General features: G+C 67.7%; 25 protein-coding genes. 13 read left to right on the plus strand and 12 right to left on the minus strand.

Going from position 1 to position 26,760, the window contains the following annotated elements; translation table 11 throughout:
• The first annotated feature begins 40 nt into the window (after positions 1-40).
• The 3 genes from rnr to AB7878_RS16095 are packed head-to-tail and all read left to right on the plus strand — an operon-like array spanning position 41 to position 3,680.
• Positions 41-2,671 (plus strand): ribonuclease R, encoded by a 2,631-nt coding sequence (rnr, locus tag AB7878_RS16085; RefSeq protein ID WP_439653811.1) that lies wholly within the window; start codon positions 41-43, stop codon positions 2,669-2,671.
• Positions 2,668-3,414: a 23S rRNA (guanosine(2251)-2'-O)-methyltransferase RlmB gene (rlmB, locus tag AB7878_RS16090; protein ID WP_369495331.1), complete on the plus strand. Its 747-nt coding sequence runs from the start codon at positions 2,668-2,670 to the stop codon at positions 3,412-3,414. Before rnr ends, rlmB begins: the two co-directional genes overlap by 4 nt.
• Complete coding sequence (locus AB7878_RS16095; protein ID WP_369495332.1) at positions 3,411-3,680, plus strand: CBU_0592 family membrane protein; 270 nt, start codon at positions 3,411-3,413, stop codon at positions 3,678-3,680. The genes rlmB and AB7878_RS16095 overlap by 4 nt, the downstream gene beginning before the upstream one ends.
• Positions 3,681-3,813: 133 nt before the next feature.
• Here the strand turns inward: AB7878_RS16095 and phoU are convergent, their stop codons facing one another.
• The 6 genes from phoU to rnt form a co-directional block, all read right to left on the minus strand.
• Positions 3,814-4,545: a phosphate signaling complex protein PhoU gene (phoU, locus tag AB7878_RS16100; RefSeq protein WP_369495333.1), complete on the minus strand. Its 732-nt coding sequence runs from the start codon at positions 4,543-4,545 to the stop codon at positions 3,814-3,816.
• A 178-nt stretch (positions 4,546-4,723) separates the two neighbouring features.
• Positions 4,724-5,536, minus strand: coding sequence for a phosphate ABC transporter ATP-binding protein PstB (gene pstB / locus AB7878_RS16105; protein WP_369495334.1), 813 nt, complete (start codon positions 5,534-5,536; stop codon positions 4,724-4,726).
• Entirely contained in the window at positions 5,529-6,398 is an 870-nt protein-coding gene (gene pstA / locus AB7878_RS16110) for a phosphate ABC transporter permease PstA (RefSeq protein WP_369495335.1), read from the minus strand. Before pstA ends, pstB begins: the two co-directional genes overlap by 8 nt.
• On the minus strand, positions 6,398-7,369 hold the full coding sequence (gene pstC, locus AB7878_RS16115) for a phosphate ABC transporter permease subunit PstC (protein WP_369495336.1): 972 nt from the start codon (positions 7,367-7,369) through the stop codon (positions 6,398-6,400). The genes pstA and pstC overlap by 1 nt, the downstream gene beginning before the upstream one ends.
• A 149-nt stretch (positions 7,370-7,518) precedes the next feature.
• Entirely contained in the window at positions 7,519-8,532 is a 1,014-nt protein-coding gene (gene pstS / locus AB7878_RS16120) for a phosphate ABC transporter substrate-binding protein PstS (RefSeq protein ID WP_369495788.1), read from the minus strand.
• Positions 8,533-8,668: 136 nt separating this feature from the next.
• Entirely contained in the window at positions 8,669-9,334 is a 666-nt protein-coding gene (gene rnt / locus AB7878_RS16125) for a ribonuclease T (protein ID WP_369495337.1), read from the minus strand.
• A gap of 193 nt (positions 9,335-9,527) precedes the next feature.
• On the opposite strand from rnt, the gene AB7878_RS16130 reads away from it, so the two are divergent.
• Positions 9,528-10,829 (plus strand): porin, encoded by a 1,302-nt coding sequence (locus AB7878_RS16130; protein ID WP_369495338.1) that lies wholly within the window; start codon positions 9,528-9,530, stop codon positions 10,827-10,829.
• Between the two features lie 372 nt (positions 10,830-11,201).
• Here the strand turns inward: AB7878_RS16130 and nth are convergent, their stop codons facing one another.
• From nth to metG, 3 genes are all read right to left on the minus strand, one after another.
• Entirely contained in the window at positions 11,202-11,837 is a 636-nt protein-coding gene (gene nth, locus AB7878_RS16135) for an endonuclease III (protein ID WP_369495339.1), read from the minus strand.
• 109 nt (positions 11,838-11,946) lie between these two features.
• The gene (gene rsxB, locus AB7878_RS16140) at positions 11,947-12,549 is read right to left on the minus strand and encodes an electron transport complex subunit RsxB (protein WP_369495340.1); all 603 of its coding nucleotides are present in this window, start codon (positions 12,547-12,549) and stop codon (positions 11,947-11,949) included.
• A gap of 97 nt (positions 12,550-12,646) precedes the next feature.
• Positions 12,647-14,740: a methionine--tRNA ligase gene (gene metG / locus AB7878_RS16145; RefSeq protein WP_369495341.1), complete on the minus strand. Its 2,094-nt coding sequence runs from the start codon at positions 14,738-14,740 to the stop codon at positions 12,647-12,649.
• A 135-nt stretch (positions 14,741-14,875) separates the two neighbouring features.
• On the opposite strand from metG, the gene galA reads away from it, so the two are divergent.
• The 4 genes from galA to AB7878_RS16165 all read left to right on the plus strand — a co-directional run bounded on the left by galA (position 14,876) and on the right by AB7878_RS16165 (position 20,200).
• Complete coding sequence (gene galA, locus AB7878_RS16150) at positions 14,876-17,419, plus strand: beta-galactosidase GalA (RefSeq protein ID WP_369495342.1); 2,544 nt, start codon at positions 14,876-14,878, stop codon at positions 17,417-17,419.
• Positions 17,420-17,604: 185 nt separating this feature from the next.
• Complete coding sequence (locus tag AB7878_RS16155; protein WP_369495343.1) at positions 17,605-18,762, plus strand: MFS transporter; 1,158 nt, start codon at positions 17,605-17,607, stop codon at positions 18,760-18,762.
• Complete coding sequence (locus tag AB7878_RS16160; RefSeq protein ID WP_369495344.1) at positions 18,759-19,391, plus strand: HAD family hydrolase; 633 nt, start codon at positions 18,759-18,761, stop codon at positions 19,389-19,391. Before AB7878_RS16155 ends, AB7878_RS16160 begins: the two co-directional genes overlap by 4 nt.
• Complete coding sequence (locus AB7878_RS16165) at positions 19,388-20,200, plus strand: DeoR/GlpR family DNA-binding transcription regulator (protein ID WP_369495345.1); 813 nt, start codon at positions 19,388-19,390, stop codon at positions 20,198-20,200. The genes AB7878_RS16160 and AB7878_RS16165 overlap by 4 nt, the downstream gene beginning before the upstream one ends.
• 62 nt (positions 20,201-20,262) lie before the next feature.
• Here the strand turns inward: AB7878_RS16165 and AB7878_RS16170 are convergent, their stop codons facing one another.
• On the minus strand, positions 20,263-20,730 hold the full coding sequence (locus AB7878_RS16170; protein WP_369495346.1) for a DUF2147 domain-containing protein: 468 nt from the start codon (positions 20,728-20,730) through the stop codon (positions 20,263-20,265).
• Positions 20,731-20,881: 151 nt separating this feature from the next.
• Here AB7878_RS16170 and apbC point away from each other — a divergent pair, with 151 nt between their 5' ends.
• From apbC to AB7878_RS16190, 4 genes are all read left to right on the plus strand, one after another.
• Positions 20,882-21,976: an iron-sulfur cluster carrier protein ApbC gene (gene apbC, locus AB7878_RS16175; protein WP_369495347.1), complete on the plus strand. Its 1,095-nt coding sequence runs from the start codon at positions 20,882-20,884 to the stop codon at positions 21,974-21,976.
• Positions 21,973-22,509: an NADPH-dependent FMN reductase gene (locus AB7878_RS16180; RefSeq protein WP_369495348.1), complete on the plus strand. Its 537-nt coding sequence runs from the start codon at positions 21,973-21,975 to the stop codon at positions 22,507-22,509. Before apbC ends, AB7878_RS16180 begins: the two co-directional genes overlap by 4 nt.
• Before the next feature lie 85 nt (positions 22,510-22,594).
• Entirely contained in the window at positions 22,595-23,164 is a 570-nt protein-coding gene (gene dcd, locus AB7878_RS16185) for a dCTP deaminase (RefSeq protein ID WP_369495349.1), read from the plus strand.
• 95 nt (positions 23,165-23,259) lie between these two features.
• Positions 23,260-23,760, plus strand: coding sequence for a hypothetical protein (locus tag AB7878_RS16190; protein WP_369495350.1), 501 nt, complete (start codon positions 23,260-23,262; stop codon positions 23,758-23,760).
• A gap of 229 nt (positions 23,761-23,989) precedes the next feature.
• On the opposite strand, the gene AB7878_RS16195 is transcribed toward AB7878_RS16190, so the two are convergent.
• Positions 23,990-24,403: an HIT domain-containing protein gene (locus AB7878_RS16195; protein ID WP_369495351.1), complete on the minus strand. Its 414-nt coding sequence runs from the start codon at positions 24,401-24,403 to the stop codon at positions 23,990-23,992.
• Entirely contained in the window at positions 24,400-25,077 is a 678-nt protein-coding gene (locus AB7878_RS16200) for a dienelactone hydrolase family protein (protein WP_369495352.1), read from the minus strand. The genes AB7878_RS16195 and AB7878_RS16200 overlap by 4 nt, the downstream gene beginning before the upstream one ends.
• A gap of 268 nt (positions 25,078-25,345) precedes the next feature.
• Between AB7878_RS16200 and rimO the strand changes: the two genes are divergently transcribed.
• Positions 25,346-26,713 (plus strand): 30S ribosomal protein S12 methylthiotransferase RimO, encoded by a 1,368-nt coding sequence (rimO, locus tag AB7878_RS16205; RefSeq protein WP_369495353.1) that lies wholly within the window; start codon positions 25,346-25,348, stop codon positions 26,711-26,713.
• Positions 26,714-26,760: the final 47 nt, after the last annotated feature.

Raw genomic sequence — 26,760 nt, forward strand, 5'->3', positions numbered from 1 at the left:
TGCACCGTGCGCGGGGCGGCCATTCACACAAGGCAATTTCGTGACCAAGAAGAACAAGGACGGCAAGCACGCGGACAGTCGCGCGCCGGCCAGCAAAACCCCATCCGCCCGCAAGCATGCGGACGCGGCCGCCGGCCAGCGCAAGCGCGCCGGCGGCGGCGCCGGGCGCGACCCGCAGGCCGAGCGCGAGGCGCAGCGCTACGAGCGCCCCATCCCCAGCCGCGAGGCCATCCTCGCCCTGCTGGAGGAACGCGGCGAACTGCTCACCGAGGCGCGCATCGCCGAGGCGCTGGAGCTGCACGACGCGAACGACCTCCACGCGCTGCACAAGCGCTTGGGCGCGATGGTGCGCGACGGCCAGTTGCTGCTGGGCCGTCGTGGCGGCTACGCGCCGGTGCAGAAGCTCGACCTGATCCCCGGCGTGGTGCTGGCCAATGCGGAGGGCTACGGCTTCCTGCGCCCCGACGGGGGCGGCGAGGACCTTTACCTCTCGCCGCAGCAGATGCGCAGCGTGCTGCATGGCGACCGCGTGCTGGCCAGCGTGGTGGGCGTGGATCGGCGCGGTCGTCGCCAGGGCGCGATCGCCGAAGTGCTGCAGCGCCGCTCGCCGCGGCTGGTGGGCCGCGTGGTGGTGGAGAACGGCGTGACCCTGGTGGCGCCGGACGACCGTCGCCTGCACCAGGACGTGATGATTCCGCCGGGCGAAACGCAGGGCGCGCGCGCCGGCCAGATCGTGGTGGCCGAGATCACCGATCCGCCCACGCCGCACCGCGGTCCGCTGGGTGCGATCCGCGCCGTGCTGGGCGAGCGCCTGCAGCCTTCGCTCTTGATCGAGATGGCGATCGCCAGCCACGACCTGCCGCGCGAATGGCCGCCCGAAGTGTTGCGCGCGGCGGCCGAGGTGGAGCCCGTGGTTTCCGCGGCCGAGCGCGAGGGTCGGATCGACCTGCGCAAGCTGCCGCTGGTCACCATCGACGGCGCCGACGCGCGCGATTTCGACGACGCCGTGTACGCCGAGCCGAAGCGCGGCGGCGGCTGGCGGCTGGTGGTGGCGATCGCCGACGTGTCGCATTACGTGCCGGTGGGCAGCGCACTGGATCGCGAGGCGTTCGAGCGCAGCACCTCCACCTATTTCCCCGGCTTCGTGGTGCCGATGCTGCCGGAGACGTTGTCCAACGGCATCTGCTCGCTCAATCCCAAGGTCGACCGGCTGTGCATGGTCTGCGACATGCTGGTCGACGCCGAAGGCGAGGTGGCGAAGTCGAAGTTCTATCCGGCGGTGATGCGCTCGCATGCGCGGCTCACCTACGACCAGGTGTGGCAGGCGGTGGGCCTGCGCGAATCCGGCGCCCTCGACGCGGTGCGCGACGTGCTGCCGCAACTGGAAAACCTGCACGCGCTGTACCGGGCGATGGCGGCGCAACGCAAGCGCCGCGGCGCGATCGACTTCGAGACGCCGGAGGTGAAGTTCCGCCTCGACCAGCGCGGCGAGGTGGAGTCGGCCGGCGCCACCGCGCGCAACGACGCGCACAAGTTGATCGAGGAATGCATGATCGCCGCCAATGTGCAGGCGGCGCTGTTCCTGGAAAAGAAGAAGATCCCCGCGCTGTTCCGCGCGCACGAGCCGCCGCCGGCGGAGAAGTACGAGGACCTGCAGCAGTTCCTGCGCGAGTTCAAGCTGCGCATGCCGCCGGTGGAGGAGGTGAGTCCCGCCGACTTCGCCGACGTGCTGCGCATGGTGCAGGAGCGCCCGGAGCGCGAGCTGATCCAGAGCGTGCTGCTGCGCGCGCAGAGCATGGCGGCCTACCAGCCGGACAACCGCGGCCACTTCGGCCTCGCGCTGTCGGCGTATGCGCACTTCACCTCGCCGATCCGCCGCTATCCCGACCTGCTGGTGCATCGTGCGATCCGCTACGCGCTCACCGGCGGCAAGCCGTCCGGCTACGAGTACACACCGGCGCAGATGGCCACGATGGCGGTGCACTGCTCGCAGCGCGAGCGCCGCGCCGAGGAAGCCGAGCGCGACGTGGACGAGCGCTACAAGTGCGCGTGGATGGCCAAGCACGTGGGCGAGGAGTTCGCGGGGCTCGTCACCGGCGTCACCTCGTTCGGCCTGTTCGTGGAACTGGACGAGTCCAAGGTGTCGGGCCTGGTGCACATCAGCCAGCTCAGCAACGACTACTACCACTTCGATCCACAGCGCCACCTGCTGAAGGGCGAGCGCACCGGCGCGCAGTTCCGCCTCGGCGACCACGTGCGCGTGCAGGTGCTGCGGGCTAGCCTGGAGGATCGCAAGATCGACTTCCGGCTGGTGGCGCCGCGCGCCTCTGCCGCGCCGCCGCCGCGCCCCGGCAAGGCCTACGACTACGCCGCCGCGGGCGAGCGCTATTCGCTGCCCGGAAGCAAGGCACCGGGCAGCAAGGCACCGGGCATGGTGGGCAAGGCGGCGCAGGCGATCGGCCGCATGTTCGGCCGGCGCGAGCAGCCGGTGTCGCCCACCGTGCCGCCGTCGCGCGATAATCCGCCGCCCGCCGCCGCGCATCCGTCCGGGCCGGTGGCGAAGAAGGCCGCCAAGAAGAGCGACGACAAGCAACACATGAACACGCAGAAGGCGCCGCGTGCCGCGAAGCAGCCGGCCGCGCGCGCACCGAAACCCAAAGGCAAGCGATGAACGAACACTGGATCGTCGGCATCAACCCGGTCGACGGCGCCCTCAACAACGACGCCGCGCGCGTGTGCGAGCTGCTGGTCGAGAACGGCCAGCGCAACCCGCGCGTGCATGAACTGGCCGAACGCGCCAAGGCATTGAAGATCCCGGTGCACCACCGCCCGCGCGAGCAGCTCGACAAACTCGCCGGCGAAGCGCGCCACCAGGGCGTGGCCGCGTTGTACGAAGCCCCCGCGATGGCGACGGAGGGCGATCTGCCGGCCTTGCTGGAACAGGTCGGCAGCGCGGCGCTGGTGCTGGTGCTGGACGGCGTCACCGATCCGCACAACCTTGGCGCCTGCCTGCGCAGCGCGGCGGCGGCGAACGTCACCGCGGTGATCGTGCCCAAGGACCGCGCCGTGGGCCTGACGCCGGTGGTACGCCGCGCTTCGGCCGGCGGCGCCGATCGCGTGCCGCTGATCGCGGTGACCAATCTCGCACGCACGCTGAAAGTGCTGAAGGATGCCGGCGTGTGGATCACGGGACTGGCCGGCGACACCGAGCAGTCGATCTATGGCATCGACCTCAAGGGGCCGGTGGCGCTGGTGATGGGCAGCGAAGGCGAGGGCATGCGCCGACTCACCCGCGAGACCTGCGATTTCACGGCGAAGATTCCCATGCCGGGCGCGATGGAAAGCCTCAACGTTTCCGTGGCGACCGGTGTCGTGTTGTTCGAGGCACTGCGCCAACGGAGCGGACTGCGATGACCTTCCACTGGTACGACTGGGCCGGCTACATCGGCGTGCTGCTGGTGTTGCTGGCGTATTTCCTGTTGCAGGCCCGCAAGCTGCACGGCAACAAGCTGGCCTACCAGCTCATGAACATCCTTGGCGCGTTCGGCGTGCTGCTGTCGCTGACGTTCGGCAACTTCAACTGGTCGGCGTTCCTGCTGGAAGTGGCATGGATTGCGATTGGCGTCTATGGCATTGCGCGCGGGGTGCAGTTGCGGCGTACGGGGCGGATGGTCGATTGATGCCTGGGCCGTCGAACGAAATGCTGTAGGAGCGCACCCTGTGCGCGAATGCTTTTGGCCTCGATCAAGCGCCAGAGCATTCGCGCACAGGGTGCGCTCCTACGGTGCGGGCGGCGTGAAGCGTTGTCGGGCCTCAATCCCCGCGGTCGCCCAGCTTCGGCAGCTCGGGGCTCGCGGTGAGGTCGCGCTTGGCGCGCTGGGCGGTGAGCGGTTCGCCGGTGACCTGGTACCACACGCTCTCGGCGATGTTGGTGGCGTGGTCGCCGATGCGCTCGATGTTCTTCGCCATGAACAGCAGGTGCGTGCACGGCGTGATGTTGCGCGGGTCTTCCATCATGTAGGTGAGCAGCTGGCGGAAGTAGCCGGTGTAGGCATCGTCCAGCTCCACGTCGTCCTCCCACACCTGGTAGGCGCGCTCGGCGTCGCGGTCGCGGTAGGCGCGCAGCACTCCGCGCACCTCGGCGGCGGCGAGTTCGGCGAGATGGGCGAGGCCGCTGGTGGGGTTGATCGGCGCGGCCATCGACAGCGGGATCGAGCGCTTCGCCACGTTCGCGGCGTAGTCGCCGATGCGCTCGATGTCGGCGGCGATGCGCAGCGCGGCGAACACGTTGCGCAGGTCGCCGGCCATCGGCGCGCGCAGCGCCAGCAGGCGCACCACGTCGTGGCTGATCTCCTGCTCCAGCTGGTCGATCGCGTCGTCGTTGCCCACCACGTGCTGGGCAGCACGCTCGTCGCGGCGTTCCACCACGTCGATCGCGGCCTCCAGCTGGCTCACCGCCAGTTCGCCCATGCGCACCAGCTCGCCGGTGAGGCGGGTCAGCTCGTCGTCGTAGCTCTTGATGATGTGTTCTTTGCCGGTGCTCATGGTGTGCCTCGTGTCTTGTTCCCTCTCCCGCTTGCGGGAGAGGGTGCCCGAAGGGCGGGAGAGGGAGCGGGCGGAGCGAAAAGCATGCCCTCTCCCCAACCCCTCTTCCTCGCTCATCAACGCAGGGCCATCCATGGCCCTTCTTCGCGTCCGCGAGCGGGAGAGGGGCTTCATTCCATCAGCCGAACCGGCCGGTGATGTAGTCCTCGGTCTGCTTCTTCGAGGGCTTGGTGAAGATCTTCTCGGTGACGTCGAACTCGATCAGCTCGCCCAGGTACATGAAGGCGGTACGGTCGGAGACGCGCGCGGCCTGCTGCATGTTGTGGGTGACCATCACGATGGTGTAGTCGTGCTTGAGCTCTTCCACCAACTGCTCGATGCGGCCGGTGGCGATGGGGTCCAGCGCCGAGGTGGGTTCGTCCAGCAGCAGCACCTCGGGCTTGAGCGCGATGCCGCGGGCGATGCACAGGCGCTGCTGCTGGCCGCCGGAGAGGCCGAGCGCGCTGTGCTTGAGCTTGTCCTTCACCTCGTCCCACAACGCGGCGCGACGCAGCGCCTGTTCCACGCGCTCGGCCATGTCGGCCTTGCCGAGCTTCTCATGGTGGCGGATGCCGTAGGCCACGTTCTCGAAGATCGTCATCGGGAACGGCACCGGCTTCTGGAACACCATGCCGACCTTGCTGCGTAGGCGGTTGAGCGAATATTTCGGATCGAGGATGTTCTCGCCATCGAGCAGCACCTCGCCGCTGGCGACCTGCTTCGGGTAGATCGCGTAGATGCGGTTGAAGATGCGCAGCAGGGTGGACTTGCCGCAGCCGGAGGGGCCGATGATCGCGGTGACCTGCTTCTCCGGGATGTCCATGGCTATGCCTTTCAGCGCATGGGAGCCGGCGTAGTGGAAGTGCAGGTCGCGTACCGTGATCTTGGTGCGTGCCGTGGCGCTTTCCGCGGCAGCCGTGAAATCCGCGGCATTGGCTGCGGGGTCAGTCATAACGCACCTTGTGGCGGGTGAACAGCATTCGGGTCAGCAGGCTGAGCGCGAGCACGAACAGCGTGATCAGCAATGCGCCGGCCCAGGCGATCGCGTGCAGGTCGGGACTGGGGTCGTTGGTGTACTGGTAGATCGCCACCGGCAGGCTTTCCATCTTGTCCAGCGGGTGCACGGTCATGAAATTGTTGCCGAAGGCGGTGAACAGCAGCGGCGCGGTCTCGCCGGCGAGGCGCGCCAGCGCCAGCAGCACGCCGGTGACGATGCCGGAGGTGGCCGCGCGCATCAGTACCTGCACGGTCATCTTCCACTGCGGGATGCCGAGCGACAGCGTGGCTTCGCGCAGCGTGCCGGGCACCAGCTGCAGCATCTCGTCGGTGGTGCGCACGATCACCGGCAGGCCGATCAGCGCCAGCGCCACCGCACCGGCGAAGGCGGAGAACGAGACCTCGCCGTGGGTGAGGTTCGACATCGGCAGCACGATGATGACGTACACGAACAGGCCCAGCACGATCGATGGCGCCGACAGCAGGATGTCGTTGAGGAAGCGGATCGTGGCGCCGAGCCTGGTGCGGTTCGCGTATTCGGCGAGGAAGGTGCCGGCGAGCACGCCGATCGGCGCGCAGATCAGCAGCGCCATCAGGTCCATGATCAGGCTGCCCACGATCGCGTTCGACAGGCCGCCCTGCTCGGCGTAGGCGGTGATCTTGGTGAACAGGCGCGGGCTGATCGCGCTGAAGCCGTTCTTCAGCGTCACCCACAGGATCCAGGCCAGGAACACCAGGCCCAGCACGGTGGCGCAGGCGCTCAGGGCCAGCGCCATCACGTTGACGGCGCGCCGGCGCAGGTAGACGGAAGAAGCCATCAGTTGCCCTCCCGCCGCGCCAGCTGGCGCAGCATCAGGCGGGCGATCAGCAGCACGATGAAGGTCACCACGAACAGCAGGAAGCCCAGCGCGATCAGCGCCGAGCGGTGCGTGCCCACCGCCTCGTTGAACTCGTTGGCGATGGAGGAGGAGATCGAGGTGCCCGGCATCAGCAGCGAGCTGGTGATGCTGTAGGCGTTGCCGAGCACGAAGGTCACCGCCATCGTCTCGCCCAGCGCGCGGCCGAGGCCCAGGAAGATGCCGCCGATCACCGCCGAGCGGGTGTAGGGCAGCACGATGTCCCACACCACTTCCCAGGTGGTCGAGCCCAGCGCGTAGGAGGATTCCTTGAGCCGCACCGGCACGGTCTGGAACACCTCGCGCATCACCGAGCAGATGAAGGGCAGGATCATCACCGCCAGCACGATGCCCGCGGTGAGCAGGCCCAGCCCCAGCGGCGGCCCCTCGAACAGCTTGCCGATGAGCGGCAGCTTGCCCAGCGTGTCGGAAAGCGTCGGCTCGATGCTGGCCATGAACGGCACGAACACGAACAGGCCCCACATGCCGTAGATGATCGACGGGATGCTGGCCAGCAGTTCGATCGCCGTGGCGACCGGGCCGCGCAGCCAGGTCGGCGCGATCTCGGTAAGGAACAGCGCGATGCCGAAGCTGACCGGTACCGCGAGGACCAGGGCGATCAGCGACGTGACCAGGGTGCCGAAGATCGGCGCCAGCGCGCCGTAGTCGTCGGTGACCGGGTTCCAGGTGTCGCTGGTCAGGAAATGGAAGCCGTCCTTGAACAGCACCTCGCGGCCGCCCCACAGCGTGGACAGCGCCGCGCCCAGCAGCGCCGCCAGCACCAGCAGCGCACAGAACTTCAGCAGCCCGCGGAACCACGCGTCATGGCGCGCGTCGATGCGGCTGCGCTGGTCGGCGTCGATGGCGAGGTGGGTGGCTGGAGTCGATGACATGCGGTTACCACGTAGGGGGCTTTTCCTTCTCCCGCCGGGAGAAGGTGGCCCAAAGGGCCGGATGAGGGTTCGGGCGTGACGAAACGCTTCGCCACGCCCGAACCCTCACCCCAACCCCTCTCCCAAGGGGAGAGGGGTTATCTTGCGGCTTACTGCTTGAACTCGGTCTTCCAGTAGTTCTCGATCTGGCTCACCAGCGAGGCGGGCAGCGGCACGTAGTCCAGCGAGCGGGCCTGTTCCTGGCCGTTCTCGTAGGCCCACTTGAAGAAGTCGAAGCTGACCTTGCTGTTCGTGGCGTTCTTCGGCTGCTTGTACATGATCACCCAAGAGGTGGCGGTGATCGGCCAGGCGTCGGCGCCGGGCGCGTTGGTCATCAGCAGGTTGAAGTTCTTCGCGTGCGCCCAGTCGGCGGTGGCGGCGGCGGCCTGGAAGCTGGCGGTCTTCGGCTCCACCACCTTGCCAGCGGCGTTCTTCATCAGCGCGTAGCCGATGTGGTTCTTCAGCGCGTAGGCGTACTCGACGTAGCCGATCGAGTTCGGGATCTGGCGGATGTAGGCCGAGACGCCCTCGTTGCCCTTGCCGCCGATGCCGGTCGGCCAGCTCACTGCCGTGCCTTCGCCCACCTTGGTCTTCCAGTCGGCGCTGACCTTGGACAGGTAGTTGGTGAAGTTGAAGCTGGTGCCCGAACCGTCGGAGCGATGCACCACGGTGATCTTGGAGTCGGGCAGCTTCACGCCCGGGTTCAGCGCGGCGATCGCCGGGTCGTTCCACTTGGCGATGCTGCCGAGGAAGATGCCGGCCAGGGTGGAGCCGTCCAGCACCAGCTTGCCCGGCGCCACGCCCGCCACGTTGAACGCCGGCACGATGCCGCCGATCACGTCGGGAAACTGGCCCAGGCCGAACTTGGTCAGCGTGGCCTCGTCCAGCGGCATGTCGCTGGCGCCGAAGTCCACCGTGCCGGCCTTGATCTGGGCGATGCCGCCGCCAGAGCCGATCGACTGGTAGTTGACGCGATTGCCGGTCTTCTCTGCATAGCTGGCCGACCACTTCGAGATCACGGGATAGACGAAGCTCGAACCTGCGCCGGTGATGTCGGTGGCCTGCACGGATACGGCGCCCAGCGAGGCGGCGATGAACACGGCGAGCGCGCCGAGACGGAACATGGAACGGGATGAGGTCAACACGTTGGCTCCTTGGGGTGCACGGGGCGGTGCCCGGTGCCCGCCATTGCAGCGGTGGCGTGTTGCAATGAAATGAGATGAATGTTGCAGGCAGATGACAATGCCGCCTGGACGGGGCTCAGACCGCGTCCTGGCCGGCCCCGATCCGCTCGCGCTCGAACATCTCCAGCTGGCGCCAGCGGTTGACGATGTCGCAGAACAGCAGGGTGGTGGATTCGGCGTCGTAGATCGCCGAGTGCGCCTCGCGGGTGTCGAACGTGCGGCCGGAGGCCTGCACCGCCTTGCCCAGCACGGTCTGGCCGTAGGCGAGGCCGCCCAGGGTGGCGGTGTCGAAGCAGCTGAAGGGGTGGAACGGGTTGCGCTTGTTGCCGGTGCGGCGCACCGCGGCATTGATGAAGCCCAGGTCGAACGCGGCGTTGTGGCCCACCAGGATCGCGCGCTGGCAGCCGTGGTCGCGCACGGCCGTGCGCACCGCCTGGAACACGTGCTCCAGCGCGAGGCGCTCATCCAAGGCGCCGCGCAGCGGGTTGTCCGGGTCGATGCCGGTGATTTCCAGCGCGCGCGGGTCGAGGTTCGCGCCGGGGAAGGGCTCCACGTGGGCGTGCACGGTGGCCTGCGGGTGCAGGAAGCCGTGCGCGTCCATGCCCACGGTGATCGCGGCGATCTCCAGCAGGGCGTCGCGTTCGGCGTCGAAACCACCGGTTTCCACGTCCACGATCACCGGCAGGAAGCCGCGGAAGCGCGTGGCCATGCGGCCCGCCATGCTGTTGTTCGAAACGTCCATCGACCAAGCATATCAGCCGCCGCCCGGCTTCCGGCGGGCGGCATGATCCTGCGGCATGTCTTCATTCTGTCATGTGATGTGCATGCAAGCGCAAAGATCGGACAGCATGCTGCGACCCGTTCGAGCCTTGCCGGCCGGCGTCAGCCAGGGGACGGTCGAGGCGGATCCCGCCATCACTACAGTGGAGAAATGCATGCACTCGAAGACGCTCGCGCTCGCGATCGCCGCCGGTCTGGGCCTGACCAGTTTCGCGGCCAGCGCCGCCCCGGCGCAGAAGACGACGCACCACAAGGCCGTCGCCAAGGCTACCGTCAGCGCCGACGAGGTGGCCCAGCTCAAGACTCAGCTCGCCGTTCTGCAGGAGAAGGTGGACGCACTGCAGGCGCAGTCCACCGCGCAGAACGAGGCGCAGAGCCAGACCGCCCAGGCCGTGCAGCAGGTGCAGGCGAAGCAGGAAACCATCGCCGCCGCGCCCAGCGACGCGCTGAGCAAGCGCGTGGATGCGCTGGACAAGCTGGTCAACGACACCAAGGTGTCCGGCAAGATGTTCTTCGACTTCAGCAACATCGACCAGAAGAACAGCGATACCGGCAAGACCGCCGCCAACGGCGTCGGGCTGGACGTGAAGCGCTTCTACCTGGGCATCGACCACAAGTTCAACGACGTGTGGTCGGCCAACCTCACCACCGACTTCAACTACGTCAGCAGCGACGGCGAGACCAACCTGTTCGTGAAGAAGGCCTACGTGCAGGGCAAGTTCGACAAGGCGGCGATCTTCCGCGTCGGCTCGGCCGACATGCCGTGGATCCCGTTCGTCGAGAACCTCTATGGTTTCCGCTACGTCGAGAACACCCTCACGGATCGCCTGAAGTACGGCAACTCGGCCGACTGGGGCCTGCATGCGCTCGGCGACGTGGGCGCCAACAACATGTTCAACTACGCGGTGTCGGTGGTGAACGGCGCCGGCTACAAGAACCCCAACCGCAGCAAGGGCGTGGACGTGGAAGCGCGCGTGGGCTTCGTGCCGTTCGATGGCCTCACCGTGGCGCTGGGTGGCTATTCCGGCCACCGCGGCCAGGAGACCCAGACCGCCGGTGCCGACCACACTGCGCAGCGCGGCGACTTCCTGATCGCCTACGTCAACAAGCAGTTCCGCGTGGGCGGCGAGTACTTCACCGCGAAGAACTGGAACAACGTGCTGACCCCGCAGGCCGACAAGGCCGATGGCTGGTCGGTGTGGGGCAGTGTGGCGCTGACCGACGACCTCGCCCTGTTCGCCCGCTACGACGAAGCCAAGCTCAGCAAGGACCTGGACCACAACGCCAAGGACACCTACTACAACGTCGGCCTGCAGTACCAGGTGACCAAGGGCTTCAAGCTGGCCGGCGTGTGGAAGCACGAGAAGGGCGACAAGTCGGTGCTCACGCCGCTGCCGCCGCACGTGCAGAACGTGAAGACCAACGAGATCGGCGTGTTCGGCGAAGTGGCCTTCTGAAGCGAACGGCAGGCAGGTCGGGATTCATCCCGCCTGCCGCTTGCCGGGGCGTAGGTCGGGATGAATCCCGACCTACGTAACCAGAGGTTCCATGAGGCGGGTGTTTGCGTACTTGCGGCCAGTGCCTTGGCATGCCGCGGTCGCTTCGACGCTCTTGCCGGCGCCCTGAAGCATCGTTTATCGCAATGGAGTTCGACCCAGGGACGGAAAACGGCGGGCACGATGCCCGCCGTTTGCTTTGGTTTTTCTCCCTCTCCCAATTGGGACGCGGGGAAGGGCCACGGATGGCCCTGCTTTGAGGAGCGAGGAAGAGGGTTGGGGTGAGGGGCGCACTGGCGACAAGCTTTCCGCGGACGCGGAACAGGTCGCTGCTCACTCCAGTGTCTTGTCCTTGTAACGGCACAAGTCGCGGATCACGCACTGCGGGCAGTCGGGCTTGCGCGCCTTGCACACGTAGCGGCCATGCAGGATCAGCCAGTGGTGGGCGTCGCGTTTGAACTCGGGCGGCACCACCTTCTCCAGCTTGTCCTCCACCGCGCGCACGTCCTTGCCGGGGGCGAGGCCGGTGCGGTTGGCGACGCGGAAGATGTGCGTGTCCACCGCGATGGTGGGCTCTCCAAATGCAGTATTGAGCACCACGTTCGCGGTCTTGCGGCCCACGCCGGGCAGCGCCTCCAGCGCCTCGCGCGTGCGCGGCACTTCACCGCCATGCTGTTCCAGCAGGATGCCGCACAGCGCGATCACGTTCTTCGCCTTGGCGTTGAACAGGCCGATCGTGGAGATGTATTTCTTCAGCCCTTCCTCGCCCAGCGCGAGGATCGCCTGCGGCGTGTTCGCCACCGGATAGAGCTTGCGCGTGGCCTTGTTCACGCCCACGTCGGTGGCTTGCGCGGAAAGCACCACGGCCGCCAGCAGTTCGAACGGCGTGGTGTAGGCGAGTTCGGTGGTGGGCTGCGGATTCAGCTCGCGCAGGCGGGCGAACAGCTCGACGACGTCGGCGCGTTTCATGGTGCGGCGCTCGTCATGCCAGCGAAAGCTGGCACCCAGCGCCTTGGGCGTTCGCGAAAGTCACTGGACCCCGGCTTGCGCCGGGGTGACGGCAGGGAGTGCGAAAGGTTCATTCAGCCTTGTCCTGTTTCGCGCGGGCCCGTGCCAGCGCGGCCAGCACCGGGTTGCTCGAGGCGGCGGTGTCCACCGCCACCTTGCGCGCGGCCAGCTCCGCCTCGCGTTCGGCGGCCTCGCGCGCCAGTCGTGCCTCGCGTTTCCGGAAATGTTCGCGCGCCGCATCGGCATGCGCCTGGTCGATCTGCTCCACCGGCATGGGTTCCAGCACGATGCAATCCACCGGGCAGGCCGGCACGCACAGTTCGCAGCCGGTGCAGTCGTCGGCCAGCACGGTGTGCATCAGCTTGGCCGCGCCCACGATCGCGTCCACCGGGCAGGCCTGGATGCACTTGGTGCAGCCGATGCACTCGTCCTCGATCACCCGCGCCAGAGTGCGCGGCTTCTCCACGCCGTTGGCGGGGTTCAGCGGCAGCACCGGGCGACCCAGCAGCGTCGCCAGCTTCGCAATGCCCGCTGCGCCGCCGGGCGGGCACTGGTTGATTTCCGCCTCGCCGCGCGCGATCGCTTCCGCATAGGGTCGGCAGCCGTGGTAGCCGCATTGCTCGCATTGCGTCTGCGGCAGGAGCGCGTCGATACGGTCGGCGAGGCTATGCATGGCTTCGGCTGCGGTCATCGGGCGGTAGGAGCGGCTTCAGCCGCGATCACGATTGCCAGGAAGCATCGCGGCTGAAGCCGCTCCTGCGAGGTGCGTTTCAGCGCACCGTGGCGCCCGGCTGCGCGCCCTGGTCGGCGTCGAGCAGGAACAGGTCGCTGCCGCCGTCGCCGGCGGAGAGGATCATGCCCTCGGAGAGGCCGAAGCGCATCTTGCGCGGGGCGAGGTTGGCGATGAACACCACGTTGCGGCCGAGCAGCTTTTCCGGCTCGCCGTAGGCGGCGCGGATGCCGGAGAAGATCTGCCGCTTGCCCAGCGCACCGGCGTCCAGCTCGAAGCGCAGCAGCTTGTCCGAGCCGTCCACGAACTCGCAGGCGACGACCTTGCCGATGCGCAGATCGAGCTTGGCGAAATCGTCGATGGCGATGGTGGTGGGGGCGTCGGCAGTGGCAGGAGCGGCGGCAGGCTTGGCGGTGTCGCTCACGGTTTTCTTCTTGGCAGGTTCGGTGGCAGGCGCGGGCGCGCCCAGCGATTCCCTGGAGGCTTCGACCATGGCCTCGATGTGCTTGGGGTCGAGGCGTGCGAGCAGCGGTTCGAAGGCGTGGATGCTGTGGCCGTGCAAGGCATCGCGCGCGTCGGCGAAGCCGGCGATGGGCGCAGCGAGAAATTGCTCGGCGTCAGCCACGGTGGCGGGCAGGATGGGTTTCAGGATGCCGGCCAGGAGACGGAACGCGGCCAGCGCAAACGAACACACCTGGGCGAGCTCGGCGCGACGCGCCTCGTCCTTGGCCATCGTCCACGGCGCCTTCCCGGCGATGTGGCCGTTGACCAGATCGGCCATCGCCACGAAGCGGCGGGTGAGTTCGGCGAATTCGCCATCCTCATACAGCGCCTCGACGCCCTCGTACTGTGCGAGCAGGTTCTGCCACAGCGCGGTGTGTTCGGCGTCGAAGCTGGCCGCCAGCTTGCCGTCGGAGAACTTCTGCACGAAGCCCGCGGTGCGGCTGGCGATGTTCACCCACTTGCCGACCAGGTGCGAGTTGACGCGCTCCTCGAACGCCTTGAGGTCGAGGTCCACGTCCACCGGCGTGTCGTTGAGCAGGCTGGCGAAGTAGTAGCGCAGGTACTCTGGGTTGAGTCCCGAGTCCAGATAGGTGCGCGCCTGGATGAAGGTGCCGCGCGACTTGGACATCTTCGCGCCATTCACGGTGAGGTAGCCGTTGACGTGCAGCGCGGTGGGCACGCGCATCCGCGCGCCGTGCAGCATCGCCGGCCAGAACAGGCCGTGGAAATTGATGATGTCCTTGCCGATGAAGTGGTGCATCTCGGCGGTGCTGTCGGCGCCGAGGAAGTCGTCGAACTTCAGCCCGGTGCGCTCGCACAGCGCCTTGAAACTGGCGAGGTAGCCGACCGGCGCGTCCAGCCACACGTAGAAGAACTTGCCCGGCGCGTCGGGGATCGGAAAGCCGAAGTAAGGCGCGTCGCGCGAGATGTCCCAGTCCTTCAGGCCGCCGTCCAGCCACTCGCGCAGCTTGGCGGCGACGCCGCTGTTCGCCACCGGCTTGCCGCCGGTGTACTTGCCGGCGAACCAGTCCTGCAGCAGCGACTGGAACTTCGACAGCTCGAAGAAGTAGTGCTCCGAGTCCTTCAGCACCGGCGTGGCGCCGGAGACCACCGAGTAGGGGTTGATGAGATCGGTGGGCGCGTAGGTGGCGCCGCAGTTCTCGCAGTTGTCGCCGTACTGGTCGGGCGTGCCGCACTTCGGGCAGGTGCCCTTGATGTAGCGGTCCGGCAGGAACATCTGCTTCTCGGGGTCGTACAGCTGCTGGATGCTGCGCTTGGCGATAAAGCCTGCGTCGCGCAGACGCGTGTAGATCAGTTCCGCCAGCTCGCGGTTCTCTTCCGAATGCGTGGTGTGGTAGTGGTCGTAGCTGAAGTGGAAGTCCGCGAAGTCGGCCTCGTGGCTGGCGCGGATGCCGGCGATGAACGCCTCCGGCGTCATCCCGGCCTTCTCGGCGGCCAGCATGATCGGCGTGCCGTGCGCGTCGTCCGCCGCCACGAAATGCACCTCGTTGCCCATCATCCGCTGCGCGCGCACCCAGATGTCGGTCTGGATGTAGCCCAGCATGTGGCCCAGGTGCAGCGGGCCGTTGGCGTAGGGCAGGGCGTGGGTGACGAGCAGGCGGCGGGGCATGGTGGGCGGACACTCCTTGGTGACCGCGCATTATGGCATCCACGGGCGCACCACGCGTGCGTCTGCAGCAAGCTTGGAAACCGGTGGTGCAGCGTGTAGTTTTCGTGGGATCGCACGTTGCCGGGATCTGAGCCGATGGTCGATACCACGCGCCGTACCTTCATTCTTTCCAGCATGGGATTGGCAAGCTACGGGCTCTTGCCGCGTGCCTTGTGGGCCGCCGGCATCGGCGGCGGGACTGCCGCGAAGTCGTCGCTGCCCGTGCACCCTGGCGAGTCGCCGATGGCGCCGCGCGAGCAATGGCTGCTCGACTTCGACTGGCGCTTCGCGTTCGGCAACGGTGTCGATCCGACCAAGGATTTCGGCTACGGATACGGCCAGGGCGATTTTTCCAAGACCGGCGACTTCAAGATCGCCACGTCCGAATTCGACGATGCCGGCTGGCGTGCCTTGAACCTGCCGCACGACTGGGCCGTGGAACTGCCGCCCGTGCACGATGACAGCGGCGACGACGACACCCGCTTGACCTCGCACGGCTACAAGCCGCTCGGGCGCCGTTATCCCGCGACCAGCGTGGGCTGGTACCGGCGCACGTTCGAGCTTCCCGCCAGCGACCGCGGCCGCCGCATCTGGATCGAGTTCGATGGCGCGATGCGCGACGTCGTGCTGTTCGTCAACGGCTGCTTCATCGGCCGGCACGACGACGGCTACACGCCGTTCCGCTTCGACCTCACCGATTTCCTGAACTACGGCGGCAAGAACGTCGTCGCCTTGCGCGTCGACGCCAGCTTCGGCGACGGCTGGTTCTACGAAGGCGCCGGCATCTACCGCCATGTCTGGCTGACCAAGCTGGATCCCGTGCATCTCGGTCGCTGGGAGAGCGTGGTGCGCTCGGCTGTCGAGGGCAACGCGGCCAAACTCGACCTGGCCACCCTCGTCGAGAACGAAGGCGAACACGCCGTGCAGGCGTCGCTGGAATGGCGCATCACCGACGCCTCCGGCCGCGTGGTCGCGCAGGCGACGACACCCGCGCAGGCCATCGCACCCGGCGCATCGGCGGACTGCAAGGCGACGGCACGCATCGATGCGCCTTCGCTCTGGTCGCCCGACGAACCGCACCTCTACACCGCGCTGGTCAAGGTGATCGTCGATGGCGCCACGCGCGATGCCGAGCAGTTCCCGTTCGGCGTCCGCACGGCGGCGTTCGACCCCGACCGCGGCTTCTTCCTCAATGGCAAGCCACTGAAGATCCAGGGCACCTGCAACCACCAGGATCATGCCGGCGTGGGCGCGGCCTTGCCGGACCGGCTGCAATCGTTCCGCGTGGGCGTGCTGCAAGGCATGGGCTGCAATGCCGTGCGCACCTCGCACAACATGCCGACGCCCGAGTGGGTGGAAGCCTGCGACCGCATGGGCATGCTGATGATGTGCGAGACGCGGCACATGAGCTCCAGCCCCAGCGGCATGCAGCAGCTCGACGTGATGGTGAAGCGCTACCGCAACTCGCCTTCGATCATCCTCTGGTCGATCGGCAACGAGGAATGGCGGCTGCAGAAGGGCGCGCTGGAACAGCAGGGCGAGCGCATCGGCGCGGCGATGGTCGCGCGCTGCCACGAACTCGACCCCACCCGCGTCGTGTCGGCGGCGGTCAACGGCGACAACGAGCAAGGCGTGTCGGACGCGCTGGACGTCATCGGCTTCAACTACAACCTGAAGTACCCGGACGCGTTCCACAAAGAACACCCCAAGCGCGCGGTGTACGGATCGGAAACCTCCAGCGCCATCGCCACCCGCGGTGAATACGTCACCGACCCGAAGAAGAACACGGTCAACAGCTACGACGGCGTGGTGGAATGGGGCGAAACGCCGGAGCAATGGTGGAGCTTCTACGCCACGCGCGACTGGCTGGCCGGCGGCTTCGCGTGGACGGGCTTCGACTATCGCGGCGAACCGACGCCGTATGGCTGGCCTTCGGTGAGCTCGCAGTTCGGCATTGTCGACCTGTGTGGCTTCCCCAAGGACTACTACCACTACTACAAGGCCTGGTGGACGAAGGCGCCCAGCCTGCACGTGTTCCCGCACTGGAACTGGGCTGGCAAGGAAGGCCAGGAAATTCCGGTGTGGGTCTACACCAACCTGGACGAGGTCGAGCTGTTGCTCAACGGCAAGAGTCTGGGCACCCAGCAGGTGCCGCGCTTCGGCCACGTGCAGTGGAAGGTGGCCTACGCCCCCGGCGTGATCGAGGCGCGCGGCCGCCGGAACGGCCAGGTCGTGCGGGTCGAGCGCCGCGAAACCACCGGCCCCGCGCGCAAGCTGCGGTTGACGGCCGATCGCACGGAAATCACGGCCGACGGGCAGGACGTGGCCATGCTCACGGTCGACGTGCTCGATGCGCATGGTCGCCCGGTGCCGACGGCGAACCACAAGCTCGCGTTCCGCATTGCCGGTGCGGGCCGGCTGATCGGCGTAGGCAATGGCGACCCCAATTGCCACGAAAGCGACAAGGAGCCCCGGCGCTCGCTGTTCAACGGTCTGGCGCAAGTCATCGTCCAGTCGACGGACGGCGCCGGCACGATCCGCATCGAGGCGATCGAAGAAGGGGCGGCGGGTAGGCCGCTGGCCCCGGCTTCGTTGACCATCACGACGCGGAAGGGCGCGCCACGGCTGGTTGTCGCATAGCTCCGCTCGTCCTGCGTCTCGGAATCCCTGGACAGCCTTCCCGCGGCGACGCGATCGTTGCGGGAGAACCGGTCCCGTCGGTTTCCGTATCCCGACAGCGCATGGGCATGCGCTCGATTGCACGTTTATGCATGTTTGTATACGATGTCACCTGTTCTATCGTGCGTGCGTGATTGCCTGTGGACATGCTTTCCCAACCCGTGCCGGTCGGGCGCGACCGGCTTGCCGCCGCCACGCGTTCCACGCGGCTGATCTTCCTGGTGTCGGGCATCGGCATGGCGGCGTGGGCGCCGATGGTGCCTTACGCCAAGGCCCGGCTAGGGCTGGACGATGCGCAACTGGGACTGATGCTGCTGGCGTTCGGCGGCGGCTCCATGGCCTCGATGCCGTTCGTGGGCTGGCTGAGCCATCGTTTCGGCAACCGGCGGGTGATCCTGGCGTCGGGATGGCTGCTGTGCCTGGCGTTGCCCGTGCTGGCGCTGGCGCCGAACGTCGCCGTGCTGACCGCGGCGCTGCTGTACTTCGGCGTGATGCTGGGTGCGGTGGACGTGGCCATGAACGCGCACGCGGTCGAAGTGGAGCGGCGCGACGGCCGCGTGCTGATGTCGGGTTTCCACGGCTTGTTCAGCCTGGGCGGCCTCGCCGGTGCGGCGGGCATGAGCGTCTTGCTCGCGCTCGGCCTGCCGTTGCCGTTGGCTGCGCTGGCGGTGTCGGCCTTGCTGGCCGCCCTCGTGCTGTACCTGCGTGGCGGCCTGCTGCCGAACGTGGGCGGCGCGGCCGCCGGGCACGCGCCGTTCCGCATGCCGCACGGCGCGGTGCTGCTGCTCGGCCTGCTGTGCTTCGTGAGCTTCATGGCCGAAGGTTCGATGCTGGACTGGAGCGCGGTGTTCCTGCGCGATTTCCGTGGTTTCGCGCCGAGTGCGGCCGGGATCGGCTACGCCTGTTTCTCGGTCGCGATGGCGCTCGGTCGGCTCACCGGCGATCGCCTGATCCAGCGGATCGGGCCGGTATGGGCCGTGCGCGTGGGCGCCGGCCTCGCCGCGACGGGCTTCGCGCTGGCGGCCAGCGTGCCGTGGCCGGGGGCAGCGCTGGCCGGGTTCGTGCTGGTCGGCCTGGGCGCCTCCAACATCGTGCCGGTGATGTTCAGTGCGGCGGGACGCCTGCCGGGCAGTTCGCCGGCGATCGCGATCGCGGCGGTCACCATGCTCGGTTATGCGGGCCTGCTCAGCGGGCCGGCGCTGATCGGTTTCATCTCCCGGCTGGCCAGCCTGCCGCTGGCGCTGGCCGTGGTGGCGGGGTTGCTGCTGCTGGTGGCCGCCTCCGCAAGGATCGTGCGGCGATGAACGGGAAACACGAGATGATCGATACCGTGGTATTCGACCTGGGCGGCGTGCTGATCGACTGGAACCCGCGCTACCTCTATCGCCGGCTGTTCGACGACGAGGCGGCGATGGAGCGTTTCCTCGCCGAGGTCTGCACCGGCGCATGGAACGAGCAGCAGGACGCGGGCCGGCCGTGGCACGAAGCGGTGGCCAGCCTCACGGCGCAGTTTCCCGAGCACGCCGGCCTGATCGCGGCGTATCGCGACGGCTGGCGGGAGATGCTGGGCGGCGTGATCCAGGGCAGCGTGGACCTGCTCGCCGAATTGAAGGCGCGTGGCGTGCGCCTGTATGCGCTGACCAACTGGTCGCACGAGACCTTCCCGCGCGCGAAGGAGATCGAGATGTTCGGCTTCCTGCACTGGTTCGAGGGCATCGTCGTTTCCGGCGAGGAGCGGCTGATCAAGCCGGACCCGCGCATCTACCGGCGCCTGTTCGAGCGCTATGCGATCGATCCCGCGCGCACGGCCTACATCGACGATGCACGGCGCAACGTCGATGCGGCGGCGGCGCAGGGGATGCATGCGTGGTGGTTCCGCGGCCCCGAGGGCTTGCGCGAGTGGCTCGCCACGCACGGCCTGGTGGCGGCATGAGCAAGCCACGCGCAGCAGCGCCGATCCCCCCCGGCGAGGCGATGCCGCAGGAGCGGCAACAGTGGATCCTGCAGCGACTGCGCAGCCACGGCCGCGTGGTGGCGGTGGAGCTGGCGACCGAGTTCGAGGTGTCCGAGGATTCCATCCGGCGCGATCTGCGCGAACTGGCGGCGCAGGGGCTTTGCAAGCGCGTCTATGGCGGCGCCTTGCCGCTGCCGGTGGCGTCGTCGCCGCTCAGGCAGCGACGTGTCGAGCACACCGGGCGCAAGCAGGCGCTCGCGCGCAAGGCAGCGACGCTGGTGCGCCAGGGGCAGGTCCTGCTGATCGACGCCGGCTCCACCAATGCCGCGATCGCCGCGGCGCTGCCCGAGCGGTGCGGCCTGACGGTGGTCACCAATGCGCCGGATGTCGCACTGGCCTTGCTGGATCGCGAGGGTTTCGAGATCCAGCTGATCGGCGGCCGCGTCGATCCGCGCATCGGCGGCGCGGTGGGCGCGCAGGCGGTGAAGGAGCTGCAGCGGATCCGCGCTGACCTGTGTTTCCCGGGCGCCTGCGCGCTGGACGTGGAAGGCGGCCTGTGGGGCTTCGACAGCGAGGAATCGCTGCTCAAGCGCACGATGGTGGAAGCCAGCGGCGAAACCGTGGTGGTGGTCACCAGCGACAAGCTGGGCACGGTCGCCACGCACCGGGTGGCCGGGCTGGCGGAAGTGCAGCACCTGGTGGTGGAACACGACGTGGACAAGGCCACGCGCAATGCCTACGCGGCACATGGCGTGGCGGTGCACCGGGCCGACGTGGCCGGCGACTAGGGCAACGAAGAACGCGGGCCAGCGGCCCGCGTTCCGTCATCGCTCAGGCTTGGCCGCGGTGCTTACTGCTGGCGTTCCCAGGTCTGGCTGCGGCCCAGCAGCGCGAAGCCGATGTAGCCGTGCACGTCGAGCTTCTGCCCGCCGTCCTCCAGCGTGAGCTTCACCTTGTAGACCTTGCCGTTCTTGGGATCGAGGATCTTGCCGCCGTCCCACACGTCGCCGTCCTTGCTCACGCCCCACAGGATGGTCATGCCCTCGATCGGCTGGTCCTTGCGCTCGCCGTCGCACTTCGCGCATTTCGGATGCTCGCCGTCGCGGGCGATGGCTTCCGGGCTGCGGTTGAGCAGTTGCATCACCTTGCCTTCCAGCGTGCCGTTTGTCTCGCTGATCTGGATGATGGACTTCACCTTGCCGGTGACGTCGTCCACCTGCTTCCAGGTGCCGACCGGAGTGCTCGTGTCGGCGGCGGACACGGCACCAGCGCCCAGCAGCAGGCCGAGGGCGAGGGCAAGACGAACAGCGTGCTTCATGGCGAACCTCCCGTACGAAACAGTATGGTTGGAGCCTGCCGGGGCTCGGCGAGGCCGTCAAGCTGCGCCGCGCCATGCTGATCTGCATCAGTCGGCGCACCGGTCGTGGCTGGCATAATGCGCTGTCCCCATTGAAGCATTCCGACACGACATGACGCAGGCGAACGAAGCCCTGGTCCGCCGCCTCCTCGGCGAAACCATTGATCCCCATACCGGCGCGCCGCTGGCCGAGGCTGTGCGTGCGGTGGGTGTGGACGGCACCAAGGTGTCGGTGGACCTGCAGCTGGGCTATCCCGCCGCCGGCGCCGCCGAGGCGCTGGCCGCGCAGGCGAAGCAGGCGCTGGAGGCCGATCCGGCGATCGCGGCGGCCACGGTATCGGTCACCAGCCGCATCCAGTCGCACAAGGTGCAGGGCACGCTGGGGCCGCTGCCCAACGTGAAGAACATCATCGTGGTGGCCTCCGGCAAGGGCGGCGTGGGCAAGTCCACGGTGGCGGCCAACCTTGCGCTGGCGCTCAAGGCCGAAGGCGCCAAGGTGGGCGTGCTCGACGCGGACATCTACGGCCCCAGCCAGCCGCGCATGCTCGGCATCAGCGGCAAGCCGGAGTCGCCCGACGGCAAGAGCATCACGCCGATGCAGGCGCACGGCCTGCAGGCGATGTCGATCGGCTTCCTCGTCGACGAGGAGACGCCGATGATCTGGCGCGGCCCGATGGTGACCCAGGCGATGATGCAACTGCTCACCGACTCGCGCTGGGAGATGCTCGACTATCTCGTCATCGACCTGCCGCCCGGCACCGGCGACATCCAGCTCACCCTGGCGCAGAAGGTGCCGGTGGCCGGTGCGGTGATCGTCACCACGCCGCAGGACATCGCCCTGCTGGACGCGCGCAAGGCGCTCAAGATGTTCGAGAAGGTGGAAGTGCCGGTGCTGGGCATCGTGGAGAACATGGCCACCCACGTGTGCTCGAACTGCGGCCACGAGGAACACATCTTCGGCGAGGGCGGCGGCGCGCGCATGGCGGAGCAGTACCACGTGCCCTATCTCGGCTCGCTGCCGCTGGACATCCGCATCCGCGAGCAGGCCGACGGCGGCACGCCCACCGTGGTGGCGATGCCGGAATCCGATCTCGCCGCGCGCTACCGCGAAATCGCGCGCAACACGGCCGGGCGGCTGTCGCGCCAGCCGCGCAACAAGTCGCTGGGACTGGGCAAGATCGTGGTGCAGGGCGCGCCCGCCGCATGACCGCGCCACGGCGCGTGCTGTGCCTCTGCGGCAGCCTGCGTCGGGTCTCGTCCAACCGCGCCGCGCTGGAGGCCGCGCGGCAACTGGCGCCCGCGTCGCTGGAACTGGCGATGTACGACGGCCTCGCCACCCTGCCGCTGTTCAACCCCGACGACGAGCGCGATCCGCTGCCGCCTTCCGTGCTGGCGTTGCGCGAAGCCGTGGGGCAGGCTGACGCGCTGTTGATCGCCTGTCCCGAATACGCCCACGGCGTGCCCGGCGCGTTCAAGAACCTGCTGGACTGGCTGGTCGGCAGCCTGGAATTCCCCGGCAAGCCGGTGCTGCTGCTGAACGCCTCGGCGCGCGGCTCGTACCACGCGCAGGAGGCGCTGGCCGAGATCCTGCGCACCATGTCGGCCGAGCTGCTGTCCACACAGCCATTCCCGGTGGCCTTGCCGGGCGCGGGTTGCACGACTGAGCAGATTCTGGTCAGCACGGAACGCTGCGCCGAGCTGCGCGTGGCGCTGGGCCATCTGGCGGCTGAACTGGCCTGATCCGCTGGCGCCACGCCGCCCCGACCATGTATTTTTGCCGTTTTACGCCCGGCCCGACCGGGCGCCAGCCGACCGCGGAGCGCACGTGAGCATCAAGTCCGACAAGTGGATCCGCCGCATGGCCGAGGGCCACGGCATGATCGAGCCGTTCGAGCCGGGCCAGGTGAAGCAGGGCGCAGACGGCAGCCGCGCGGTGTCCTGGGGCACTTCCAGCTACGGCTACGACGTGCGCTGCGCACGCGAGTTCAAGGTGTTCACCAACATCAACTCCACCATCGTCGACCCGAAGGCGTTCGATCCGAACAGCTTCGTGGACGTGACCTCGGACGTGTGCATCATCCCGCCGAACTCGTTCGCGCTGGCGCGCACGGTGGAATTCTTCCGCATTCCACGCGACGTGCTGGTGGTGTGCCTGGGCAAGAGCACCTACGCGCGTTGCGGCATCATCGTCAATGTCACCCCGCTGGAGCCGGAGTGGGAGGGCCACGTGACGCTGGAGTTCTCCAACACCACGCCGCTGCCCGCGAAAATCTACGCGAACGAGGGCGTGGCGCAGATGCTGTTCTTCGAATCCGACGAGCCCTGCGAGACCAGCTACAAGGACCGCGGCGGCAAATACCAGGGCCAGCAGGGCGTGACCCTGCCGCGTACCTGAACCGGCGTTCGACAACCATCCGCCGCCAGCGCCCGCTGCGGGGCGCCGCGCTAAACTCGCCAAGCCATCACGACCGCTTTATGCAGGAGAACCCGATGATCCGTCTTTCCACCCTCTTGACCCGCATCGCCGTCGCGCTGGTGATCGGCAGTGCGCTCGTCCTCGGTGGCTGCCACAAGGGTGGCGTCAAGGAGCAGGCGACCACGGCCCAGTGGAAGGGCAAGTTCGACACCACCATCGAGGCCTACAAGGAAGGCCAGTTCGTGATCGACGGCGCGGTGCTGTCCGCAGTCGATGCCGGCAGCCATTTCGCCTACCTCAAGGACGCCGGCAAGATGCCCAAGACCGTGCTGCTGCTGCCCAGCGACGATTCCAAGATCCGCAAGGTGCACCTGCAGTACCTGGCGCGCATGTCGATCGACTACGGCTTCACCGCGTACTACGACAACGGCGGCCAGCTCACCGAGATCAACGCGATCAACACCAAGGCGCGCCAGCTGGAAGATCACCATGCGCCGGTGAAGATCGACGACGGCCAGCAGTGCAAGACCGCGGCCGGTTGCGATTCCGTCGACCAGGCCGCGCAGCAACACTGAGCGGGATTCCAGTTCCATGTCAAAAAGCCCGCGGAGCGATCCGCGGGCTTTGCTTTTGCGATCATCCCTGATCGCGAGAATCAAATGGGCGGCCGTCCGTGGCCGCACTCTTCATGGTTTTTGCGATCATCCCTGATCGCGAGAATCAAATGGGCGGCCGTCCATGGCCGCACTCTTCATGGTTTTTGCGATCATGCCTGATCGCCAGGATCAAACGGGCGGCGCGCCCTTACGCGAGCCTTTGCCGCAGCGCGGCCAATCGCGCAGCCAACACATCGGCGGCGTAGGGCACGGCGGCGCCGCTGCCCCAGACCGGGCCGGGCCACGCCGCGTCGCCCTCGGTGCGCGCCACCACGTGCAGGTGCAGCTGGCGCACGATGTTGCCGAGCGCGCCGAGGTTGAGCTTGTCGCAGGGCGCCAGGGCGCGCAGCGCGGCGGCGGCCTGGTTCGCCTCGCGCCACAGCTGCGCCTGTTCGGACTCGGTGAGGTCGGCGATCTCCGTCACGCCGGCGCGGCGCGGCACCAGGATCAGCCACGGGTAGCGTGCATCATCCATCAGTCGCAGCTCGCATAGCGGCAGCATGGCGACGGGGTGGGTGTCGGCCTGCAGCCGCGGGTCGAGCGCGAACGCGGCCTCGCTCATGCGCCGGCCAGTTGCCGGTCGAAGAATTCCAGCGTGCGCTGCCACGCCAGCATCGCGCTGGCCCCGTGGTAGTGCTTGTCGCCCGGCACGTCGCGATTGAACGCGTGGCCCGCGCCGGGGTAGCTGAACACTTCCATCTGCGGCAACAGCTCGCGATGCTGCGCCACCGCCTCGGGCGGGATCGAGGGGTCGTTCTCGCCGAAATGGAACATCACCGGCGCCTTCGGCTTCTCGCCGAGGAAGGGCACGTTGCGGGCGCCGTAGTAGCTCACCGCGGGCAAGCCCAGCCGCAGCGCGGAGAGCAGCGCGATCGTGCCGCCCCAGCAGTAGCCCACCACGCCGACCTTGCCGGACGAGGCAATCGATTCGGCGGCGCTGGCCACGTCCTCCAGCGGGCGATCCAGCCCCAGCTCGCCCACCAGCGCCTTGCCGCGCGCCATGCCCACTTCGTCGTAATCCAGTTCCAGCCAGGCTTCGAGGTGGTCGAAGAAGGCCGGCGCGATGGCGGTGTAGCCGGCGGCGGCGAAGCGGTCCGCCACGCTGCGGATGTGCGCGGTGACGCCGAAGATCTCCTGCACCACCACGATGCCACCCTTCGGCTTGCCCTCGGGCTGGGCGAGGTAGCCGCCGATGCACTGGGTGCGCGAGGTGGGGATGTTGATGTGCTGGCCCATGGCGGGCGTCTCCTTGGCGAGAATGCGGGGGATTCTAGCGGGCCGGGGTGCAAGGGGGCGGTGAAAGCGCATGCGGCGCCGACACGGTTGCAGAAGGGTTTCCAGCGAACTCCTCTCCAGCCAGGAGAGGGTGCGGGCGGAGCGAATGCAGTGGCATTGCCGAACCCTCACCCCAGCCCCTCTCCCGACGGGAGAGGGGCTTCGGCCACGTCACACAGACGATCCCCGTATAATTCATTGTTTTCCCACGCCCAACGGTTGCCGCCGCATGTCGCAGGCCACGCAGAAGATCGGTTTCGTCAGCCTCGGCTGCCCCAAGGCGCTGGTGGATTCCGAGCGCATCCTCACCCAGCTCAAGGTCGAGGGCTACGAGATCGTGCCCAGCTACGGCGAGGCCGACGCGGTGGTGGTGAACACCTGCGGCTTCATCGACGCGGCGGTGCAGGAGTCGCTGGACTCCATCGGCACCGCGCTCAACGAGAACGGCAAGGTGATCGTCACCGGCTGCCTCGGCAAGCGCGCGGAGCTGATCCGCGAGGCCTACCCCGACGTGCTTTCGATCAGCGGCCCGCAGGACTACGCCAGCGTGATGCACGCGGTGCACGAGGCGCTGCCGCCCAAGCGCAACAAGTTTCTCGACATCGGGCCGCTCGGGCGTCTTGACGCCCGAGGTGACGACTCGGTGGGAGTGAAGCTCACCCCGAAGCACTACGCGTACCTGAAGATTTCCGAAGGCTGCAACCACCGCTGCAGCTTCTGCATCATCCCGTCGATGCGCGGCAACCTGGTTTCGCGCCCGGTGGATGAGGTGCTGCTGGAAGCCGAGAAGCTGGTCAAGGGCGGCGTGAAGGAACTGCTGGTGATCTCGCAGGACACCAGTGCCTACGGCGTGGATCTCAAATATGCCGAGCGCAGCTGGCGCGGCAAGGCCTGGCGCACGCGCATGACCGAGCTGTGCGAAGGCCTGTCCGAGCTCGGCGCGTGGACGCGCCTGCACTACGTCTACCCGTACCCGCACGTGGACGAGGTGATGCCGCTGATGGCCGCGGGCAGGCTGCTGCCGTACTTGGACATCCCGTTCCAGCACGCCAGCCCGCGCATCCTGAAATTGATGAAGCGTCCCGGCAACATCGACAAGACGCTGGAACGCATCCAGAACTGGCGCAAGATGGTGCCCGATCTCACCATCCGCAGCACCTTCATCGTGGGCTTCCCCGGCGAGACGGATGCGGAGTTCGAGGAACTGCTGGACTTCCTGCGCGAAGCCGAACTCGACCGCGTGGGCGCCTTCGCCTACTCGCCGGTGGACGGTGCCAAGGCCAACGAGCTGCCCGGCGCCGTCTCCGAGGAACTCAAGGAAGACCGCCTCGAACAGTTCATGGCCGTGCAGGCGGAAATCTCCGCCGCCAAGCTGCAACGCAAGATCGGGCGCACCATCAAGGTGCTGGTGGACGAAGCGAACGCCGACGGCGCCGTGGCGCGTTCCGCCGCCGACGCGCCGGAGATCGACGGCAGCGTGCTGATCGCCGACGGGCAGGGCCTCAAGCCGGGCCAGTTCGTCGACGTGGTGGTGGAAGGCGCCAGCGAGCACGACCTGCACGCCCGCCTCGCGTATCCGGAGCTCAAGCTCATTTGACAGTGCGATCAGGGATAGTCTTTTCTGACGATCTGATTACCGACAAA

Source organism: Rhodanobacter humi (assembly GCF_041107455.1).
Lineage (GTDB): Bacteria > Pseudomonadota > Gammaproteobacteria > Xanthomonadales > Rhodanobacteraceae > Rhodanobacter_A.